Origin of the sequence: Pannonibacter sp., from assembly GCF_051860505.1 — a bacterium.
Taxonomy (GTDB): Bacteria; Pseudomonadota; Alphaproteobacteria; order Rhizobiales; family Stappiaceae; genus Pannonibacter.
The window spans coordinates 13,122-32,534 of sequence record NZ_JBHYDX010000018.1; the positions used below are offsets into that span (position 1 = coordinate 13,122).

Genomic DNA, 19,413 nt, shown 5'->3' on the forward strand with positions numbered 1-19,413 from the left:
CAACAGGCTGTTGCCAGTCACGAAAACGCCCGCCTGTGGATGTGACACAGGCGGGCGGTAAGTTTGGCGAAAAGGGCTATGTGGCCTAAAGGCCCTCAGCCCCACGCTGGACAGCGGCGACACCGGTGCGGGAGACTTCGACAAGGCCGAGCGGCTTCATGATCTGGATGAACTGCTCGATCTTGGAGGTGCGGCCGGTGATCTCGAAGACGAAATGTTCCGTCGTCGCGTCAATGACCGTGGCGCGGAAGGCATCTGCAAGACGCAGGGCCTCCAGACGCTTCTCTCCGGCTCCGGCGACCTTCACCAGGGCCAATTCCCGCTCAAGCGGGGCATCAATGCTGTTCAGCCGCGCCTGGACGGTCAGGTCCGTCACCCGGTGGACCGGAACGAGCCGGTCGAGCTGGTGGCGGATCTGCTCGATCACCATCGGCGTGCCGGTGGTGACGATGGTGATGCGCGAGAGATGCGCCTCGTGTTCGGTTTCCGATACGGTCAGGCTGTCGATGTTGTAGCCGCGCCCCGAAAACAAGCCGATGACGCGGGCTAGCACGCCCGGCTCGTTGTCAACCAGAAGCGATAGGGTGTGGGTCTCGGTCTTGTCGCTGACTTCGGCCATGAAATAGGCCGAAGGCGCGTTGACGTTCTGTGCGTTCATGTTTCTCGCTCCTCAGACCAGGGCCTTGCCTTCGGCGGAAATGGCGTTGGCGACGGCTTCGTCGTTGGCCTCATCCGGAAGCAGCATTTCATTATGGGCCTTGCCCGACGGGATCATCGGGAAGCAGTTGGCAAGGTTCGCCACGCGGCAATCGAACAGCACCGGGCGATCGACCGCGATCATCTCGAGGATGGCGTCATCGAGATCGGCCGGCTTGTCGACGCGGAAGCCGACGCCGCCATAGGCATCCGCCAGTTTCACGAAGTCCGGCAGGCTTTCCATATAGGAATGCGACAGGCGGTTGCCATGCAGCAACTGCTGCCACTGGCGCACCATGCCCATGTACTGGTTGTTCAGGATGAAGATCTTGATCGGCAGGCCGAACTGAACCGCCGTCGACATCTCCTGCATGTTCATCAGGACAGAAGCATCGCCGGCAACGCAGACGCAGAGCGCATCCGGATGGGCAACCTGAGCACCCAGGATGGCCGGCAGGCCATAACCCATGGTGCCGAGACCGCCGGAGGTCAGCCAGTGGTTCGGCGATTCAAAGCCGAGATACTGGGCGGCCCACATCTGGTGCTGGCCGACTTCGGTCGAGACATAGGTGTTCCGTCCCTTGGTCAGGGCGGCCAGCCGCTCCAGCGCGTATTGCGGCATGATGACGTCGCTGTTCGGCGTGTAGGCAAGGCAGTTGCGGGCCCGCCACTGGTTGATCTGGGCCCACCAGGCCTTCATGGCGGCTGGATCTGCCTTGTTGCCGGAAGCGCGCCACAGGCGGACGAGGTCTTCCAGAACATGGCCGACATCGCCGATGATCGGCACGTCGACCTTGACGATCTTGTTGATCGAGGACGGGTCGATGTCGATGTGGATCTTGCGGGCATGCGGGGCGAAGGCGTCGATGCGACCGGTGATGCGGTCATCGAAGCGGGCGCCGATGCAGATCATGACGTCGCAATCATGCATCGCCATGTTGGCTTCGTAGGTGCCGTGCATGCCGAGCATGCCGAGCCAGTTGTCGCCGCTCGCCGGATAAGCGCCGAGGCCCATCAGGGTGGAGGTGATCGGGAAGCCGGTCAACTGCACCAGTTCGCGCAGCAGCAGGCTGGCGTTCGGGCCGGAGTTGATCACGCCGCCGCCCGTGTAGAAAACGGGCCTTTTGGCGCCGGCCATCAACTCGATTGCATGGCGGATGGCGCTGATGTCGCCCTTGATCTGCGGACGATAGCTTTTGTGGGCAGCAGCTGGTGTTGCAGTCGGGCTCTGGTAGGTGCCTGTCGCGAACTGCACATCCTTCGGAATATCGACGACAACCGGGCCCGGCCGGCCTGAAGTTGCGACATAGAAAGCCTCATGCAGGATGCGCGGCAGATCGTTGACGTCGCGCACCAGCCAGTTGTGCTTGGTGCAGTTGCGGGTGATGCCGACGGTGTCGCATTCCTGGAAGGCGTCCGTGCCGATCAGATGGGTCGGAACCTGGCCGGTGAGACAGACGAGGGGGATCGAGTCCAGCATCGCATCGGTCAGCGCTGTGACCATATTGGTCGCGCCGGGACCCGAGGTGACGAGAACAACACCGGGCTTGCCGGTCGAGCGGGCATAGCCTTCGGCTGCATGGCCTGCGCCCTGCTCATGGCGCACCAGAATGTGTTGAACCTCGTCCTGCTGGATGATCTCGTCATAGATCGGCAGCACAGCGCCGCCGGGATAGCCGAAGACATGTTGAACGCCCTGGTCTTTCAACGCCTGGAGCACCATTTCGGCTCCGGTCATCTCCCGTGTCATCGCGTCATTTCCTTGCGTTTGGCCCTTGGGTCTTGCTCGGGTTTTACTGGTGGATCGGGTTTGCGGGGGCTTTGCTTGGGGCTGTAACGAAAAAGGGCTCCGAAGGAGCCCTGTCTGCGCGCCAACCCGTTCCGAACGGATCAAACCGTTCCGGTGGCGCGCGTCCCTACTACAAGAATCAGACTTGCCATCTCAAGCAACCTGCCACCAGCCCCATCTCACCAGCCCGCCATTCGAGCCGATCGGGATGAGATCGTATCTCGCTGGCGGGTTCCGGCAGGCGGGGCCACATCAGCGATTGCGCCGCACACTAGTCGGGGCCGAAACGGCGGTCAAGTTCAAATTCTGAAAGTTTCGCAAATCGGGCATCAGCTTGCCGATTGTTGCGCAGGGCTCGGGGGTGATCTCGTTTCCCTATCGTCTTCAAGCACTTGCCGGGTTTCCCACAGAACCGGTCGTTTGCCATAAAAACTTCATCAGAGGGGGTTGCCACAGGATAGGGGCGTAGGTATAAGCCGCTCATCCGACGCGGACGGCACGTTCGATCCGGCGGCGAGATGGGTGTATAGCTCAGTTGGTAGAGCATCTGACTCTTAATCAGACGGTCCAAGGTTCGAATCCTTGTGCACCCACCATCTTCTTCAGGATCTGAAGCGCTTTTAAAAGCGGAACGACAAGGTGGCGAAGGCCGCCTTTTTTGTTGTTTGCATCGCTTGTTGGTATTGTGGTCCTTGAAACGCTGAACGGCAGGGTTTGGCCTCCGGTCGGCGCCTCACGGCTTTGTCCTGCCGTCTGGGCGACCGAATGAGCGCAATCCCCCCCGCAGGCACGGCCGATTTGCGGTCTATGCAACCCTCATGCAACTAGATCTGAACCCATCAGGGGAGGTTCATGGCCTGCGGCAAGGTTTGTGGTGTCATTGGTCTGTTCTTCTAGGTTGTATCAAGGCAGGGATGCGTGGGTTGTGTTGCGGTTGCGGGTCTGCAATCCAGGGTAGATCACGTTTCGTTTGTCGCAGTCCTTCCGATCAACATCTTCCCGGTCGCTCGCTCACAGGAATAACTGGCCATCTGATCTGGAATTCTATGAATTTCTTCAGAATAACATGCCTAACAAATTCCTAACGTCATGCATCTTTGAATAAAAAATCTTCCGATCTAATGTCACGAAGGAATATCTTCAGCGTCTCTCAGTGCACAAGGCTGTAAAAGGGCTAGAAGCGCAGGGAGACAGTCCGTGGACGAGATCAGGAAGCGCGCGATGTTGGAAACGATGCCTGCCAGCGGCCTCTGGTCGAGCTGGATTGACGATGGCCCTGTGTTTCGTCGCCGGGCAATGCGGTTGACGCGCGGCGATCGCGAGGAGGCCGAGGATCTTCTGTCGTCGACATTGATCAAGGCGATCAGCCACGTCGAGCGGACCGACACACAGGTTCGGGAACCGCGCGCGTTTCTGCTGTTCGCCTTGAAAAACGAATACATTTCCAGGTTGCGAAAGCGCAACTCGGAGCGCCAGGTTCGCGATTTTTCTGCTGACATCTACGAGGACAGCACCGCTGACATGGCCGACAGCCGTCCGAGCCAGGAGCATCTTCTCTGGCAGCAGGAGGCGCTGGCCCGGGTGACACGGCTGATCGAGCGCCTGCCGGATGAGCACCGGCGGATCTTTCAGATGCGGTTCTGCGATGAAACCAGCTACCGCGACATTGCCACAGAGCTTGGCATCACGGAGGCGCTGGCGCGCAAGCGGGTCCAGAACCTCAGGCAAATGCTGCGAGCCGGGCTCGAAACCGTCGATGAACCGTCCCTGATCCCGTCTCCGTCACGTCGCAAGGGGTGATGCGTCCAATCGGATACGGCAATCGCGAGCTGAACAGGAAAATCCACCATGGTCGATCTCGTAAACGCGCAAATCACGGATGCAGTGACGCAGACCAACGTCAAGGTCGTAGCGGAAGCCCCCGCCCAGGCCATCGCGAGCCTGTATCAGGTCAGCAGCCACGCGACCGGGCTCTCGATCCAGAACGCCGTGCACAGCCAGCAGGCCATGAATCAGATCATGACTGCCGTCGTGTCGAAAGCCGTGCAGCTGATCATGGACATTGGTGAATAACGCCGAGGAGAAGGAGGCTGGTCATGTGGTTGACGTCCGGGCTCCAGCGTCTGAAGGCGCTTTTCGCTGGACCGCAACTGGTTGCTTCCGTTCCGGGCAGGGATCCAGCGCCCTGGCCTGATGGCTGGACGGCGGACTGGGTTCCAGACCGACCGCGCCATCGCCCTGGTGCCGAGAGGCAAGCGGATGCACCGAACCCGGCGCGCCCGTCGGTGCATGTCATGGAAGGTTCCAGCCGCGACCTCGCCAGCCGCAAGGCGGCGCGGGCGCTGGAGGCACGCGCTGGCAACTGGGAAAACTCTACCAAACAAGGAAGGTCTGACATGAACATTCAAGATCACGGCAGTCTGGCCGCCGAGAGTGGGATGAACGGCTCTTCCGCGCATGGCATGTTTGCAGCCCCACTGGTGGGTGAGGATGACATCCAGGCGCTGCCCGATATCGCAAGCGAGGGTGTCAGGGACCGCAGGTCCGATTCCAATCGTACGGAGCGGGCCAACGGGGTGGCTGCATCCGTAAATCCCGCGCGCCCGTCAGCGAACATGTCCCTGAGCGCATCGTCGGACGAGCCGCTCAATGCGGTGCCGCGCGCCGGCAAGGCAGCCGCAGGTCTGGGCGGCGGCGGTACGGGCGGCGGCGGAGGTGTCGGGAGCGGGGATGGCGACGGGGATGACATTGGCGATGATCCGCCTGCGCCGCCGCCTGCCGGAAACACCTCTGCCCTGAACCAGCAGGTGGTTCAGGCGGTGCAGTTCTCCAATACCGAGAACCTTGCCTATGGCATGAAGATGGCCGTTACGCCGCCGGAAGTCATGGTCGGCCAGACCACAGGCCAGGCGGTTCAGGACGCAGCCAGCTACATGAATGCGATCATGCAGATTGCGGTTGCAGCCCAGGCGATTGCCATCAAGAAGGCCGCACAGGGTCCTGTTGGCGAGGCGGAGGCTGTGCCGCTTCTCGCCGAGATCCAGAGCATGGTGACTGCGGCCGTGCAGGTCTACGGCTCGGTCAGCACGACGGCGGGCCAGTCCGCCCAGACAATTTTCAACGATCTGAAGACGCCCTGAGTTTCGGGGTTAGCCGGCAGTTTTCTGTCCCCCTTGCGAAGTGTTCTCCGCAGGGCAGGGCCCACGCATGCCCGATGAAGGAGCGGCGACCATGGAACTGGAAATCAATGTCATCTGCACAGAACTCGACAGCCTGCTGTCCGACTTTCTCATCCGCTGGGCCGAGGATCTCGGCAAGGAACAGGATGCAGCGGATCTGGAGCGTCTCTACTGCATGTATCCGCGCGTGATCAGCCAGATTGCCAGCGCAAGGGCGTCGCTTTGGGGCGCGGACCAGATGATGGTGGTGGCCCGCAACCTGCGTTTTGCGCCGGGTCCCGATGTCGAGGTCAGGGCCGTGCATGTCGGCGGGGGCTGTGGTCATCCCTGCAGTTCAGGTGTCAGCGGCGTTTATGTCGCCCGCACCGGCGATCATGGCTGCGGCTGCCATGGCCGCGTCGAGACGCGTGGCAGTGAGCGGATGGCGGACCGGGACGTGATCCGCCCCACGGATCGTGACTATGAGCGGGAAGTCGGCGGCAGCGACCCACGCGCCTCAGGTCGCGATATTGGCCGCGATACTGGCCGGGATACTGGCCGCGATGTTGCCCGAGAGGATGACCGCAACGCCGAGGAGAGCAGCGATGTCCGAAACGCTGATCGTTTCCGCGCCTGAAACCCCGACACTTGTCGCGCCGAGCGTCGTCGCCCCGACGGTCGAGATCCCGACTGCTGAGGCGCCCGAAGTGACCGCTCCGGTAGTGCCCGTGCCCAAGATTGAGGTGATGGTTGGCGGGACTCCTGAACCGGAAACCCCGCCGCCCGCTGCGCCCGCGCCGGCGGCCTCTGCCAGCGGCAGTGAACCGCCCGGCGCCCAAGCTGCTGCGGCGGCAGCTTCTGCTCCGGCGAATGATCCTGCAGCCGCGGCAGCAGGATCTGCCCCCACAGCTGGTCTCAGCGTGCCTGAAGGCGATCAACTGATGCGCCGGCTGTTGCAGGATCATCTGAAGGTCGCAGCGTTGCAGGCGGGATATCAGGCGGTTTCGCGCTCTCTGCCTGCGATCCTGGCGGCCGGGATCGAAGCCGGGCGCCAGAAGCGGGCGGCAGACGCGGCGTTCGAGCAGGGAATTGCGACGGCGGCCAAGATCCTTGCCGCCACCCGTGATACGGCGGCGCAACTGTCGAATTCGATGCGCAGTGAGCATGAAACGATGCTGCGGCTCCTTTCTGACAAGGAACTGCTCGGCCAACTCTCTGCCTCGGCCTCTGTCGCACTGGCTGCCGCTAATACTCTCGGGCATGGGCTCGGGGCACCTCCGGGCAGCGAGCCGGCTCAAACCGCCGGACAGGGGCAACCTGCCGCGCAGGCTGGGGCAATGCCGCAGGCAACCCCCAGGGGCATGGCCGTGCAGATGAACCAGAAAATGGGTGATGTCCGCAGTGTCGTGGCCCAGGAAGTGGACCGAAAAATCTCAGGCCTACTGGCCCAGCTTGCTGCCCGACTGGAGCAAAAACGCGCCGGCCGGAGCTAGCCGCATTTCGCGTTGATTTTAGAAAAAGATAATAAAAATAGAGGCTTAAACGTCACATCACCGGATTTTCAGCGTCGATATGAGGGCAACGGGGACGATCCTTCTCCCCGCAATCAGGAGCAAACAGATGGCTGTACCTGTCACCGTGAATCCGATGGTCACCGACGCCGTGACCCAGTCCAACCTCAAGGTCGTGGGCGAAGCCCCGGCGATTGCCATCAGCACGCTGTATCAGGCGATGGCGCATTCAACCAGCATCCTGTTCCAGAACGCGGTGCAGGCGCAGCAGCAGCAGACCTCGCTGGCCCAGGCCGCCGTCAACCAGGGCATCATGCAGATCTATTCGCTCGACACCACGGCAGCTGCCGGTGCGACCGAGAAGATCGCCCAGACCGGCACCAGCGACAACCTGACCAGCCTGCTGTCGGTCCTCAATTCCTTTAGTTGATCCCGTCGCCGTGGCCCCTCCGGCCGCGCAGGCCGTGCTTCGACGGTGAGCGTGCCGGACCGAAAAAAGCAAAGAAACGCAGTGCTTTCCCGTCACAACACCCCGAAAGGGGCGTCCTATCAGATGCAAAGGCCGAGTGACGTGCGGCCTCCCTTTAAGGAGCAAGACACATGGCAGATCCAGTAACCGTCAATCCGATGGTCACCGATGCGGTGACGCAGTCCAACGTCAAGGTCGTGGGGGAAGCCCCGGCGATTGCCATCAGCACGCTGTACCAGGCGATGGCGCATTCCACCGGCATCCTGTTCGAGAATGCTGTCCAGGCGCAGCAGCAGCAGACCTCGCTGGCCCAGGCGGCTGTCAACCAGGGTATCATGCAGATCTATTCGCTCGACACCACGGCGGCGGCCGGTGCGACGGAGAAGGTCGCCCAGACTGGCGTTGCCGACAACCTGACCAGCTTGCTGACCGTTCTCAACGCCTTCAGCGGCGGTCGCTGACCGCGGCTTCGGGTTTCCTCCCGGGACCCGACTGGAACGCTTTCCTCCCTTGTGAACGGGGGAAAGCGTTCCTTTTTGCGTTTTCGCGGCTTTAGGGGCATACAGGCGTCATCCTGACATTGCTGACGCCGGACCATGACCCAGTTTCTCGTTGCTGCCCTGTACAAGTTCGTTCCACTTGAAGATTACGCTGAATTGCGTTTGCCCTTGCTTGATGTCTGCACGGCGAATGGGGTTTACGGCAGCCTGCTGCTGGCGCGCGAGGGGCTGAACGGCACCATTGCCGGTCCGGAGGACGGAGTTCGGGCGGTTCTTGACCACTTGCGGGCCGACGAGCGGATGGTTGACCTGGTTCACAAGGAAAGCTGGTGCGAGCACATCCCCTTCAAGCGCATGAAGGTGCGACTGAAAAAGGAGATCGTGACGCTGGGTGTCCCGAGCGTCGATCCGCGCAAGCACGTCGGCACCTATGTCTCGCCGCAGGACTGGAACAGCCTGATCAGCGAACCGGATGTGCTGATCATCGACACGCGCAATGACTATGAATATGCTTTCGGGACGTTCAAGGGCGCGGTCAACCCGGAGACGCGGTCGTTCCGCCAGTTCCCGGACTGGCTCAAGCAGCAGCGCGATCTCGGCAAGGCCAAGAAGGTCGCGATGTTCTGCACCGGCGGCATCCGCTGCGAAAAGTCCACGTCCTATCTGATGGATCTGGGCATCGAGAATGTGTTCCACCTGGATGGCGGCATCCTCAATTATCTGGAAAAAATGCCGCAGACCGAGAGCCTCTGGTCGGGCGAGTGTTTCGTTTTCGACGAACGCGTCTCGGTCGACCACGACCTGAAGCCCTGCTGGGGCAAGGTGATCCCTGAGGCGGCCAAGGGCTTCGTCCGCGCCGGCCGGGACGTCTCGGACGAAGCTGCCTGAGGACGCGGAGCGGGATCAGGCCCGCGCGCCGAAGCGGTAGGTGGGAAGGCCGCGCACGCCCGGGACGGTGTGGAACAGGCTGCCCGACTGCGGGGCTGCCTCAAGGGCTGCCGCATCGTCCGGCCGCAGGCTCGTCAGAGCCAGATCAGACAGGTCCGGCCCGCAGAAGCAGGGCATGGTCGGGCGCGGAACCGGCACGGCATAAGCCCCAATTTGCGTGCCATCGGGTGCAAAGCAGTTGAGAAGCCCCGCCGACACGCCGGCACTCCAGTAGTTGCCATCGCCATCCACCGTCCCGCCGTCCGGGCGACCGGTCTCGGTGACAAGCTGGGCGAAGCGGCGGCGATTGAATGCCTCGCCGGTAGCCGGATCGAAGTCCCAGGTGTCAATCCAGCCGGGGCCGCTGTCGGCGTGATACATCGTGCGGCCATCGGGCGACCAGGCGAGGCCGTTGGAGACGCGCAAGTCGCCGATGATCCGGGTCAGGGATCCGTCAGGGCCGACACGATAGAGGCCGCCAACAGGTTCGCGCGGGGTGCGGATGTCCATCGTGCCAACCCAGAAGGCGCCATCGGGACCCACCTTGCCATCGTTCAGCCGGGTGAAGGGGAGATCGGCTTCGATGCTGGCCAGATGCTCCCGGGCGCGGGTCGCCGGGTCGAAAAGATAGACTTCGTCCCATTCGGCCACGACGAAGCGCCCGTCCGCTGCCAGACCGAACGAGCCGACTTCGCGGTCAAATGTCCAGCTGGCATGGATTGCTTTGGTGCGCCAGTCCAATGCATGGATCGTCTTGCCCTTGATGTCGACGAAGTAGAGGGTTCCGGTGGTTTCGTCCCATGTCGGGCATTCGCCCAGGGCATAGCGGCCGTCGATCAGACATGTGAAGGCGAGAGACACGCGGAAACTCCTCAGGTTTTCAATCGATTCAAACAGGCCGGACTATAGCGGCGGTCACCGTGTGCGTCGACTGCTGTCGTCGGCGGGGCGAACCTGGGTGTCGAGGGAAAAGGCGGTCTTGCGCACAATTGGCCGGATGGCGAAGGAGGATTTCATCCGGGACACGCCGGGCAGGCGGGCAAGGGTTTCGCGGTGGATGCGTTCGAAGTCATTCGGGTCTTCAGCCGTCAGGCGCAGGAGATAGTCGGCATCACCGGCCATCAGATAGCATTCCATGATTTCGGGATATTGTGCGACGGCTTGTTCGAATGCGTTGAGCACTTCATTAGCCTGACCGACGAGTGAGATCTCGACGAAGACATCCATGCGCCGACCGATCTTGCGCTGGTCAAGCAGGGCGACATAGCCGTTGATGACCCCGGTCTCTTCCAGGGCCCGGACGCGTCGCAGGCAGGCAGAGGCCGACAGGCCGACTTTTTCGGCGAGATCGGCGTTGGGGATGCGCCCATCCTGCTGCAAAACAGTCAGAATGCGTTTGTCGAGCCGGTCAAGCTTCATTGCGGAACCTTCGAATAATCTGCGGTCGAACCTGTCATATGCGGCAGAATCTTGCGAGTTTACGTATTCATTCGCGCAAAACGCAATCCAATTCGAAACGGGCTCGGATACTGTAACTGAATAAGTCCTATCCAGAGAGGATCCTGCAATGCGTATTGGTGTTCCGAGAGAAATCAAAAACCATGAATATCGCGTCGGCTTGACGCCTGATAGCGTCATGGAAGTCGTCGCGCATGGACATGAAGTATTTGTCGAGGCCCAGGCCGGTGCTGGCATCGGTGCGGATGATGCAGCCTATGTCGCTGCCGGCGCAAAGATTGTCAAAACGGCTCGCGAAGTCTTTGACAGCGCCGAGATGATCGTCAAGGTGAAGGAGCCGCAGGCCGTCGAGCGCGCCATGCTGCGCCCGGACCACACGCTCTTTACCTATCTCCATCTCGCTCCGGATGCAGAGCAGACCGCTGACCTCGTCAAGTCGGGCGCGACCTGCATTGCCTATGAAACCGTAACCGACGGTCGTGGCGGCCTGCCGCTGCTGGCGCCGATGTCGCAGGTGGCGGGCCGCCTGTCGATCACCGCTGCCGCCAACGCGCTGCAGAAAGCCAATGGCGGGTCCGGCATTCTCGTCGGTGGCGTCCCGGGCGTTGCCCCGGCCAAGATCGTCGTCATTGGCGGCGGTGTCGTCGGTGCGCATGCGATCACCATGGCGCTCGGCCTTGGCGCCGACGTCACCGTTCTGGACCGGAACGTCGATGTTCTTGCTGGCCTGTCGCGGACGTTTGGTTCCGGCCTGCGCACCGTTTACTCGACCAAGGCTGCGCTGGAGCAATATGTGCTCGATGCGGATGTCGTCATCGGTGCTGTTCTGGTTGCCGGTGCAGCGGCGCCGAAACTTGTCACCGCAGACATGATCAAGCGGATGAAGAACGGCTCGGTTATCGTCGACGTTGCCATTGACCAGGGCGGCTGTTTCGAGACGGCGCGTGCCACGACCCACGCCGAACCGACCTATGTTGTCGATGGCGTCGTGCATTACTGCGTTGCCAACATGCCGGGCGCCGTGCCGCGCACTTCGACTTTCGCGCTCAACAACGTCACGCTGCCCTACACGCTGGCGCTGGCTGACCTCGGCGCAAAGAAGGCGCTGCTGGCCAACCCGAACTTCCTGCCGGGCCTCAATGTCTACAAGGGCAAGGTGACCTGTCAGGCCGTGGCGGATGCTCTCGGCTACGATTATGTCGCGCCGGACGCGGCCCTGAACGCCTGATTGCCTGATCGCGTTGGTGCCTGAAAACAGCAAAGCCCCGGGTGACTGGCCCGGGGCATTTTGTTGGGTGACAACTTTTTGATCAGATGTCTCCGATCAGGGGCAGGGGACCTTGTAGGGGTTCCGGTTGGCATCGCGGGCGATGCACTCACGCGGCGCGGTTGCCGCACCGATCAGTCCGCCGCCGACAGCGCCAATGGCAGCCCCTGCCAGCGCTGCGCCAGCCGTAGAACCGGCAGCTACGCCAATCGCTGCCCCTGTCGCAGCGCCGAGGCCACCGCCGACCAGAATCCGGTCTCGCTGGCTGGTGCTGGAGCAGGCACAAAGGCTTGCCGACAAAATCAGAACACAGGCGCTGATGGCAAAGCGTCTTGTCATTGCGCAGCCCTTTAAGCGCTGGACCTCATGCTATGTCCCGCCCGGACGGGTAGAAGCCGTTACCGGCGCGGGACCTAGCAGGTGTGCAGCTTACGGGCAGACGACGCGATACGGGCGGCCGTAGCGGTCGTAGGCAACGCAGTTCTTCGGGGTCGTTGCCGAACCGACGATCGCACCGCCAGCTGCACCGATCACACCGCCGACGACTGCGCCACCGACGTCGCCGGTTGCTGCTGCGCCAATGACTGCGCCGGTTGCTGCACCCAGGCCACCGCCGACCAGCGCACGGTCACGCTGGCTGTCGGACTGGCACGCGGCCAGGGCGAGGCCAGCCACAGCAAGGACTAAAAACTTCTTCATCATGGGTCTCCCAAAACCTGCATACGGGGCAAACGCATCCCGCTGCCATTGCCCTGAACAATAATAGGCCAACTTGGCGAGAATGCGGTGATCTAAATCACTTGTCCAACACACAAGAGGCTGATCTCGTTCCATATACCGGACAAAGCAATGGCGTGCTGTCAATCCCGTAGGACCTCAGCCCTGACGCAGGGCCGCGAGAAGCCCGCGGGTTGAGCTGTCTTTTCCGGATGCATCCGCTTCGCCCTTCACCATTGGCAGCAGGGCAGTGGCGAGTTCCTTACCCAGCTCGACACCCCACTGGTCAAACGAATTGATGCCCCAGATCACGCCTTCGACGAACACCCGGTGTTCATAGAGAGCGATCAGACGGCCGAGCGCATAGGGGGTCAACTGGTCGTGGACGATGGTGATCGACGGGCGGTCGCCCGGGAACACCTTATGCGGAGCCAGGTGATCGATCTCTTCCGGCGACAGGCCTGCGGCTGTGAGCTGCGCGCGGGCTTCAGCCTCCGTGCGCCCAATCATCAGGGCTTCCGACTGGGCGAGGCAGTTGGCCACAAGCATTTCGTGGTGATGGGCAAGGTCGGACTCATGCCCCTGCGCTGCGACGATGAACTCGCAGGGGATCACGGTCGTGCCCTGGTGCAGCAGCTGGTAGAACGCGTGCTGGCCGTTGGTACCGGGCTCTCCCCAGACGAGCGGACCGGTTTCGACGCTGACGGGGGAGCCGTCGAGCGTCACGCTCTTGCCATTTGATTCCATGTCGAGCTGCTGCAGATAGGCGGGCAGGCGTGACAGGCGCTGGTCATAGGGCAGCACGGCGCGGGCGGCATAGCCGAGCGCGTTACGGTTCCACACGCCGACCAGTCCCATCAGGATCGGCAGGTTGTCTTCCACCGGCGCGGCCTGGAAATGCAGGTCCATGGCATGGGCACCCTCCAGGAACTCGGCAAAGGCGTCCGGACCGATGGCGATCATCAGCGGCAGGCCGATGGCCGACCAGACGGAATAGCGGCCACCAACCCAGTCCCAGAACCCGAACACGCGCGAGGGTTCGATGCCAAAGGCGGCGACTTTGTCGATAGCGGTGGAGACGGCAGCAAAATGGGCGCCTACTGCCCGCTCACCCAAGGCATTGGCCACCCAGAGGCGGGCCGATCGGGCGTTGGTCATGGTCTCGATCGTGGTGAAGGTCTTCGACGCGACGATGAACAGCGTCGTCTCAGGATCGAGATGCTTCACGGTATCGGCCAGGTGCGCGCCGTCCACATTGGAGACGTAATGCAGGCGCGGCCCGTCGTGATAGGGCGCCATGGCCAAGGTGGTCATGACCGGGCCGAGATCCGAGCCGCCGATGCCGATATTGACCACATCCGTAAAAGGTTTGTCGGTCGCGCCGGTAATTTCGCCGGCGCGCAGGCCTTCGGCGAAGTCGCCAAGTGCGGCGAGCACTTCGCGCACGTCCGGCATCACATCCTCGCCGTCGATGATGACCGGCTTGTCGGACAGGTTGCGCAGGGCAGTGTGCAGGACGGCGCGCTGTTCCGTCGAATTGATTCGCTCGCCGGCGAACATGGCATCGCGGCGAGCCTCGACGCCGGCTTCGCGGGCGAAGCGGCACAGGAGGGCAAGAAGTTCAGGCGTGAGGCGGGACTTGGAGAAGTCGATCAGGAGATCCGCATCGGACCGGCTCAGTTCTGTAAAGCGGTTCGGATTGGCGGCGAAGAGCTGGCGCAGGCTGGTGCCTTTCAGGGCTTCGGCGTGGGATGCAAGCGACTGCCAGTGGTCAGCGGTAAACATGCAGGCTCCTAAATCGATTTAAATCAATCGCCGCCGGATCGACGGTCCGGCTTTGGGATAGCACAGACAAGGTCAGATGGGCAGGCGGAAAAGCTTGGTGAAGTCCGGTAGCGCCTGTGTGGCTCAGGTCGTCTTCTTGACGAATTCGGTGAGGATGACGATCCGCTGGTCGTTGACCCGACCTTCGATCTGCTCCGGATTGTCGATGACCAGCGAGATGTTGCGGACAGCGGTGCCGCGCTTGGCGGTGAAATTGGCGCCCTTGACCTTGAGATCCTTGATCAGGGTCACGGTGTCGCCGACATTGAGGGGCGCGCCGAATGTGTCCTTGTGCCCGGTGGCGGTCTCGCTGTCGCTGTTCGCCTCTGCTTCAGGCTTGGCGTGGACCCAGGCGAGTGTTTCCTCGTCGAGATAGAGCTGGTCGAGCAGGTCCCGTGCCCAGTCTTCTTCGGACAGACCCTCCAGAAGTCGCCAGGCAATGACCTGGACCGTCGGTACCTGGCTCCAGGCGCTTTCAGTCAGGCAACGCCAGCGATGGTCCGGCACACTGCTGTCCGTCAAGGCGTCGCGGCACGTGCGGCAGGTCAGGATGGTTTCCTCGGCGCTGTCACCGGGGCGCGGCGATACTGCATGAGCTGCGAGTTCGGTCGTTGCGCCGCACAATTCGCAGCAGCCTCCGGCCCGCGTGATGAGAAGGTCGCGCTCGGCGGCGGAAAGGGGCATCTGCAACTCCGGATCCTGAACAATTGCGCGTCCCTTACGCCATTTGGCGTTCAAGGGATAGACCGTAGGTCTGCATAGAGGAGATCCGAGCCTGTGCATTGTGGCGGCAGCAGGCATTTGTCTCACCGGAGAACACACTTGCGTCGAACCCGGCACAGGGGCCTAAGATGCGCGCTGACGGGGCTTTGGCCTATAGAGGACCGGCTTCTGGCCGTTGCAACGGGAGACAGGCACGATGCCGCAGATGATCACGACCGGATATCAGACCCTGCTCGATGCGGCCAACGCGCAGGTCAGGGCAGTGTCGCCCGAGGAGGCGAAGAGTTTGCTGGGCCGTGAGGATCACGTTTTCATCGACTTGCGCGATCCACGGGAACTGGAGCGGGAGGGCGTGTTGCCTGGCGCATTCCATTGCCCGCGCGGGATGCTGGAGTTCTGGATCGATCCTGCCAGTCCCTATCACAAGGACGTTTTTGCCCGCGATGCCACCTTTGTCTTTTTCTGCGCCGGGGGCTGGCGTTCGGCGCTTGCCGGGGCGACGGCCCTCGATATGGGGCTGACCCCGGTGGTTCACCTTGAAGGCGGCTTTTCCGCCTGGGTCAAGGCCGGCGGTGCGGTGGAGCGGCGCGCCTGAGGCGCGCCAGTCCCGTATCGATCAAACGCCCGGCGTCTGGGTGAACAGCCAGGCGCAGTAGCCCGCGTAGAGCGCGAGGAAGCCGCCGCCGATCAAGCGGGACAGGTGCTTACTGCCCAGGAGCAAGATCACCAGCAGCACGGAAGCGGCCAGCATCAGCGGGATGTCAAAGCCGGCAATGGTCGGGTTGATCGAGATCGGATGGATGATCGCGGTCAGCGACAGGATGCCGAAGATGTTGAAGATGTTCGAACCGATCACATTGCCGATGGCGATTTCCGAGTGCTTTCGGAGCGCCGCGACAACAGACGTCGCAAGTTCCGGCAGGCTGGTGCCGACGGCGACGATCGTCAGGCCGATGACAGCTTCGGAAATCCCGAAGCTGCGGGCAATCGAAGTTGCGCCCGTGACGAGAAGGTCAGCGCCGTAAACCAGCGCCGCAAGCCCTGCGAAAATGAAGCCCAACTGCTGCCAAAGCGGCAGAGTTGCGGGCTTCTCCTCGTCATCGTCGGACTTTCCGGACATCGCAGCGTAGGTGAGGTAGCCGATGAGCGCGATGAACATGGCCGAACCCGTCAGGCGATCGACGGCTCCCATATACCCCAGGCCCAGGGTAAAGAACGCCACGCCCAGCATGACAAACAGGTCGCGGCGAATGCCCGGGATGCGGGTCGGTATCGGATAGATCACCGCAGCAGCACCGAGGATCAGCAGGATGTTGGCGGTGTTTGATCCCACCACATTGCCGACGGCAATGTCCGGCGAACCGTAGAAGGCCGCTTTCAGGGACACGACTAGTTCCGGCATGGACGTCCCGAAACCGACAACCGTGAGGCCGATCAGCAGCGGCGACATGCCCAGGCGGGCGGCCAGGGAGACAGCGCCGCGTACGAGGCCTTCGCCTCCGACGAAAAGCAGGACCAAACCGATGGCGAGAAATGCGATGTCGAGTGCCATTGAGGGCATTCCTTGTTCTGCGGGTGCCGGATCGGCCGGCTGAAGGGATGCGGGGCGCTGACACAGGGTCAGTGAAACCGCCACATCCAGGGAAAATCGAGCAGGGAAGGAACAAGGGGGCTCCACATTCAGCTAGAAGCCACGTGGTTCCCCTTAAAACTTGACCGTCTGTCGCCGGCGGCAAGTAATGAAGTCGGGCGACCAATTCAAGGTCGCCCGATGAGATTGTGTCGATTTTTCGGCAAGATAACCGTGTTTTATCGCGGCAGTGCCGCCGCCTCGCGGGCGCGCGCTTCGATCCCGGCCCAATCTCCGGCAGCAATCGAGGCCGCATCGGCGATCCAGGAGCCTCCGACACACAGGACATTCGGCAGGGCAAGGTAGGTCGGTGCCTTGTCGAGGCTGATACCGCCAGTCGGGCAGAACTTCACCTGTGCAAGCGGCGAGGACAGTGACTTGAGATAGGCTGCGCCACCAGCCTGCTCGGCCGGGAAGAACTTCAGCCGCAGGTAGCCGCGTTCGATCAGGGCCATGACTTCGGAGGCCGTGGCCGCGCCCGGCAGCAGCGGAATGTCGAAATTGGCTGCTGCATCGAGCAGCTTCGGCGTTGCGCCGGGCGAAACGATGAATTTCGCCCCGGCCTTGACCGAGGCCTCGTACTGACCTGCATCCAGCACGGTGCCTGCACCCGGGATAGCACCTTCGACGTGATCGGCCACGGCCTTGATCGCTTCAAGGGCGCGCGGGGTGCGCAATGTGATCTCGATGGCCGGCAAGCCACCACGCACCAGCGCCTCGGCCATCGGCACGGCGGTCTTCGGATCTTCTACGATGAGCACCGGGATGACGGGCGCAGCGCGCATCACGGCTTCGATACGGGCGGTGTCCTGGGACATTCCTGATTTCCTTATGCTGCGACTGTCTGGAGACGTGATCGATCAGGCACCGAAAACATGCGCGCCTTCGTCTGCCGTACCGACCAGCGCACGGAAGCCGGCGAACAGGTCGCGGCCGACGCCGAACTGATTGGCGGACAAATCCTGGGTCGCCAGCGGCCGGGCGTTGAACGTCGCCTCATCCACCAGCACTTCCAGGGTTCCGGTCACCGCGTCAACCCGGATGACGTCGCCATCCTGGATGCGGGCAATGGCACCTCCCGCGCAAGCCTCGGGTGTCACGTGGATTGCGGCTGGAACCTTGCCAGATGCACCTGACATGCGGCCGTCCGTGACAAGCGCCACCTTGTGACCGCGATCCTGCAGGATGCCGAGTGCCGGCGTCAGCTTGTGCAGTTCCGGCATGCCGCAGGCTTTCGGACCCTGGAAGCGGACGACGGCCACGACATCCGAGGTCAGTTCGCCAGCCTTGAAGGCTGCCTGCATGGCATCTTGCGAATGGAACACACGGGCAGGGGCTTCGATAACATAACGCTCTGCCGGGACGGCGGAAATCTTGATCACGGCACGGCCGAGATTTCCGGTCAACATCTTCAGGCCGCCGTTGGACTGGAAGGCATTGCTGATCGGGGCGAGAACCTTTTCGTCGCCGGAGATGGCGGGCGCTGCATCCTTGCGCAGGCTGCCATCGTCGTTCAGCTTGGCTTCGACCGTGTAGCCGTCGAGGCCAGTGCCGTTCACTGTGCGCACGTCCTTGTGGAGGTAGCCCTCCGACAGAAGTTCGCGGATCAGGAAGCCCATCCCGCCAGCAGCCTGGAAATGGTTCACATCGGCCTTGCCATTCGGATAGACGCGGGCGAGCAGGGGAACGGCATCGGACAGGTCCGAAATATCATCCCAGGTCAGCTTGATGCCGGCGGCATTGGCCATGGCGACAAGATGCATGGTGTGGTTGGTCGATCCACCGGTGGCATGCAGGCCGACCACGCCGTTGACGACCGCGCGTTCATCGATCACCTCGCCGACCGGGGTGTACTCATTGCCGGCAGCGGTGATGGCGAGTGCGCGCTTGACGGCTTCACGGGTCAGTGCGTCGCGCAGGGGCGTATTCGGGTTGACGAAGGACGCCCCTGGCAGGTGCAGGCCCATGATTTCCATCAGCATCTGGTTGGAGTTGGCCGTGCCGTAGAACGTACAGGTGCCTGGGCCATGGTAGGACTTGCTCTCGGATTCCAGCAGTTCCTTGCGACCGACCTTGCCCTCCGCATAGAGCTGGCGGACCTTGGCCTTCTCATCGTTGGATATGCCGGTGGTCATCGGGCCAGCGGGAATGAACACGGCGGGCAGATGGCCGAAGGACAGGGCGCCGATCAGGAGGCCGGGCACGATCTTGTCGCAGATGCCAAGAAACACTGCGGCGTCGAACATCTGGTGCGACAGGCCGATGGCAGCACTCATGGCGATGACATCGCGGGAGAACAGCGACAGTTCCATCCCGTCCTGGCCCTGGGTGACACCGTCGCACATGGCGGGTACGGCCCCAGCCACCTGCGCCACGGCGCCAGCTTCGCGCGCAGCCTGCCGGATGAGGTCTGGATAGGTCTCATAAGGCTGATGCGCCGACAGCATGTCGTTGTAGGCGGTGATGATCCCAAGGTTTGGCAGCACGTCGCCGGCAAGGGCTGCCTTGTCAGACGGGCCGCAGGCGGCAAAACCATGGGCCAGGTTGCCACAGGAGAGGCGTGAACGCTGGGGGCCCTTTTCCGCGGCCGACCGGATGCGCTCCAGATAGACGGCACGGCTGTCGCGGCTGCGGCGGGCTATGCGTTCGGTGACTTCACCGATGCGAGCGTGAACAGTCATGGATCTCTCCCTCAGGCTTGCAGACGCTTAGAACAGTCTCGGTCATGCTGCGTCAGTGGCGCG

The 19,413-nt window shown here is 62.4% G+C and carries 21 protein-coding genes and 1 tRNA gene; 11 read left to right on the forward strand and 11 right to left on the reverse strand.

Going from position 1 to position 19,413, the window contains the following annotated elements; all coding sequences use genetic code 11:
- Positions 1 to 85 precede the first annotated feature (85 nt).
- Positions 86 to 658 (reverse strand): acetolactate synthase small subunit, encoded by a 573-nt coding sequence (gene ilvN, locus ACTIFE_RS13595; protein ID WP_439529701.1) that lies wholly within the window; start codon positions 656 to 658, stop codon positions 86 to 88.
- A gap of 12 nt (positions 659 to 670) precedes the next feature.
- Positions 671 to 2,446 carry an acetolactate synthase 3 large subunit gene (locus ACTIFE_RS13600; RefSeq protein ID WP_439529702.1) on the reverse strand — a complete coding sequence of 592 codons (1,776 nt, stop codon included), beginning with the start codon at positions 2,444 to 2,446 and terminating at the stop codon, positions 671 to 673.
- 559 nt (positions 2,447 to 3,005) lie between these two features.
- Between ACTIFE_RS13600 and ACTIFE_RS13605 the strand changes: the two genes are divergently transcribed.
- The 9 genes from ACTIFE_RS13605 to trhO all read left to right on the forward strand — a co-directional run bounded on the left by ACTIFE_RS13605 (position 3,006) and on the right by trhO (position 9,011).
- Positions 3,006 to 3,081 (forward strand) — tRNA-Lys (locus tag ACTIFE_RS13605).
- Positions 3,082 to 3,682: 601 nt separating this feature from the next.
- Positions 3,683 to 4,285, forward strand: a complete 603-nt coding sequence (locus ACTIFE_RS13610) for an RNA polymerase sigma factor (RefSeq protein ID WP_439529703.1) — start codon at positions 3,683 to 3,685, stop codon at positions 4,283 to 4,285.
- 48 nt (positions 4,286 to 4,333) lie between these two features.
- Positions 4,334 to 4,558 carry a RebB family R body protein gene (locus ACTIFE_RS13615; protein ID WP_106753028.1) on the forward strand — a complete coding sequence of 75 codons (225 nt, stop codon included), beginning with the start codon at positions 4,334 to 4,336 and terminating at the stop codon, positions 4,556 to 4,558.
- Between the two features lie 323 nt (positions 4,559 to 4,881).
- A complete protein-coding gene (locus ACTIFE_RS13620; protein WP_439529704.1) occupies positions 4,882 to 5,625 on the forward strand; it encodes a hypothetical protein in 744 nt (247 codons plus the stop codon).
- A 67-nt stretch (positions 5,626 to 5,692) separates the two neighbouring features.
- Positions 5,693 to 6,280: a hypothetical protein gene (locus ACTIFE_RS13625; protein WP_439529705.1), complete on the forward strand. Its 588-nt coding sequence runs from the start codon at positions 5,693 to 5,695 to the stop codon at positions 6,278 to 6,280.
- A complete protein-coding gene (locus tag ACTIFE_RS13630) occupies positions 6,249 to 7,136 on the forward strand; it encodes a hypothetical protein (RefSeq protein WP_439529706.1) in 888 nt (295 codons plus the stop codon). The genes ACTIFE_RS13625 and ACTIFE_RS13630 overlap by 32 nt, the downstream gene beginning before the upstream one ends.
- A 127-nt stretch (positions 7,137 to 7,263) precedes the next feature.
- Positions 7,264 to 7,584, forward strand: coding sequence for a RebB family R body protein (locus ACTIFE_RS13635; protein WP_439529707.1), 321 nt, complete (start codon positions 7,264 to 7,266; stop codon positions 7,582 to 7,584).
- Between the two features lie 170 nt (positions 7,585 to 7,754).
- Complete coding sequence (locus tag ACTIFE_RS13640) at positions 7,755 to 8,084, forward strand: RebB family R body protein (RefSeq protein WP_106753023.1); 330 nt, start codon at positions 7,755 to 7,757, stop codon at positions 8,082 to 8,084.
- A 135-nt stretch (positions 8,085 to 8,219) separates the two neighbouring features.
- Entirely contained in the window at positions 8,220 to 9,011 is a 792-nt protein-coding gene (gene trhO, locus ACTIFE_RS13645; protein ID WP_439529708.1) for an oxygen-dependent tRNA uridine(34) hydroxylase TrhO, read from the forward strand.
- A gap of 15 nt (positions 9,012 to 9,026) precedes the next feature.
- Here trhO and ACTIFE_RS13650 read toward each other — a convergent pair whose 3' ends face one another.
- Both ACTIFE_RS13650 and ACTIFE_RS13655 read right to left on the reverse strand, forming a co-directional pair.
- Positions 9,027 to 9,911 (reverse strand): SMP-30/gluconolactonase/LRE family protein, encoded by an 885-nt coding sequence (locus ACTIFE_RS13650; protein ID WP_439529709.1) that lies wholly within the window; start codon positions 9,909 to 9,911, stop codon positions 9,027 to 9,029.
- A 54-nt stretch (positions 9,912 to 9,965) separates the two neighbouring features.
- Entirely contained in the window at positions 9,966 to 10,469 is a 504-nt protein-coding gene (locus ACTIFE_RS13655; protein WP_439529710.1) for an Lrp/AsnC family transcriptional regulator, read from the reverse strand.
- A 148-nt stretch (positions 10,470 to 10,617) separates the two neighbouring features.
- Here ACTIFE_RS13655 and ald point away from each other — a divergent pair, with 148 nt between their 5' ends.
- Positions 10,618 to 11,736, forward strand: a complete 1,119-nt coding sequence (gene ald / locus ACTIFE_RS13660) for an alanine dehydrogenase (protein ID WP_439529711.1) — start codon at positions 10,618 to 10,620, stop codon at positions 11,734 to 11,736.
- Positions 11,737 to 11,832: 96 nt separating this feature from the next.
- On the opposite strand, the gene ACTIFE_RS13665 is transcribed toward ald, so the two are convergent.
- The 4 genes from ACTIFE_RS13665 to ACTIFE_RS13680 all read right to left on the reverse strand — a co-directional run bounded on the left by ACTIFE_RS13665 (position 11,833) and on the right by ACTIFE_RS13680 (position 15,000).
- On the reverse strand, positions 11,833 to 12,114 hold the full coding sequence (locus ACTIFE_RS13665; protein WP_439529712.1) for a bacteriocin: 282 nt from the start codon (positions 12,112 to 12,114) through the stop codon (positions 11,833 to 11,835).
- Positions 12,115 to 12,204: 90 nt separating this feature from the next.
- Complete coding sequence (locus ACTIFE_RS13670; RefSeq protein WP_439529713.1) at positions 12,205 to 12,474, reverse strand: glycine zipper domain-containing protein; 270 nt, start codon at positions 12,472 to 12,474, stop codon at positions 12,205 to 12,207.
- A 177-nt stretch (positions 12,475 to 12,651) separates the two neighbouring features.
- The gene (gene pgi, locus ACTIFE_RS13675; RefSeq protein WP_439529714.1) at positions 12,652 to 14,277 is read right to left on the reverse strand and encodes a glucose-6-phosphate isomerase; all 1,626 of its coding nucleotides are present in this window, start codon (positions 14,275 to 14,277) and stop codon (positions 12,652 to 12,654) included.
- Positions 14,278 to 14,400: 123 nt separating this feature from the next.
- Positions 14,401 to 15,000 (reverse strand): PhnA domain-containing protein, encoded by a 600-nt coding sequence (locus ACTIFE_RS13680; protein ID WP_439529715.1) that lies wholly within the window; start codon positions 14,998 to 15,000, stop codon positions 14,401 to 14,403.
- A 235-nt stretch (positions 15,001 to 15,235) separates the two neighbouring features.
- Here ACTIFE_RS13680 and ACTIFE_RS13685 point away from each other — a divergent pair, with 235 nt between their 5' ends.
- The gene (locus ACTIFE_RS13685) at positions 15,236 to 15,634 is read left to right on the forward strand and encodes a rhodanese-like domain-containing protein (protein WP_439529716.1); all 399 of its coding nucleotides are present in this window, start codon (positions 15,236 to 15,238) and stop codon (positions 15,632 to 15,634) included.
- A gap of 21 nt (positions 15,635 to 15,655) precedes the next feature.
- Here the strand turns inward: ACTIFE_RS13685 and ACTIFE_RS13690 are convergent, their stop codons facing one another.
- The 3 genes from ACTIFE_RS13690 to edd all read right to left on the reverse strand — a co-directional run bounded on the left by ACTIFE_RS13690 (position 15,656) and on the right by edd (position 19,350).
- Complete coding sequence (locus tag ACTIFE_RS13690; protein ID WP_439529717.1) at positions 15,656 to 16,591, reverse strand: calcium/sodium antiporter; 936 nt, start codon at positions 16,589 to 16,591, stop codon at positions 15,656 to 15,658.
- A gap of 257 nt (positions 16,592 to 16,848) precedes the next feature.
- The gene (locus ACTIFE_RS13695) at positions 16,849 to 17,487 is read right to left on the reverse strand and encodes a 2-dehydro-3-deoxy-phosphogluconate aldolase (RefSeq protein WP_439529718.1); all 639 of its coding nucleotides are present in this window, start codon (positions 17,485 to 17,487) and stop codon (positions 16,849 to 16,851) included.
- Positions 17,488 to 17,529: 42 nt separating this feature from the next.
- Positions 17,530 to 19,350 (reverse strand): phosphogluconate dehydratase, encoded by a 1,821-nt coding sequence (edd, locus tag ACTIFE_RS13700; protein WP_439529719.1) that lies wholly within the window; start codon positions 19,348 to 19,350, stop codon positions 17,530 to 17,532.
- Positions 19,351 to 19,413: the final 63 nt, after the last annotated feature.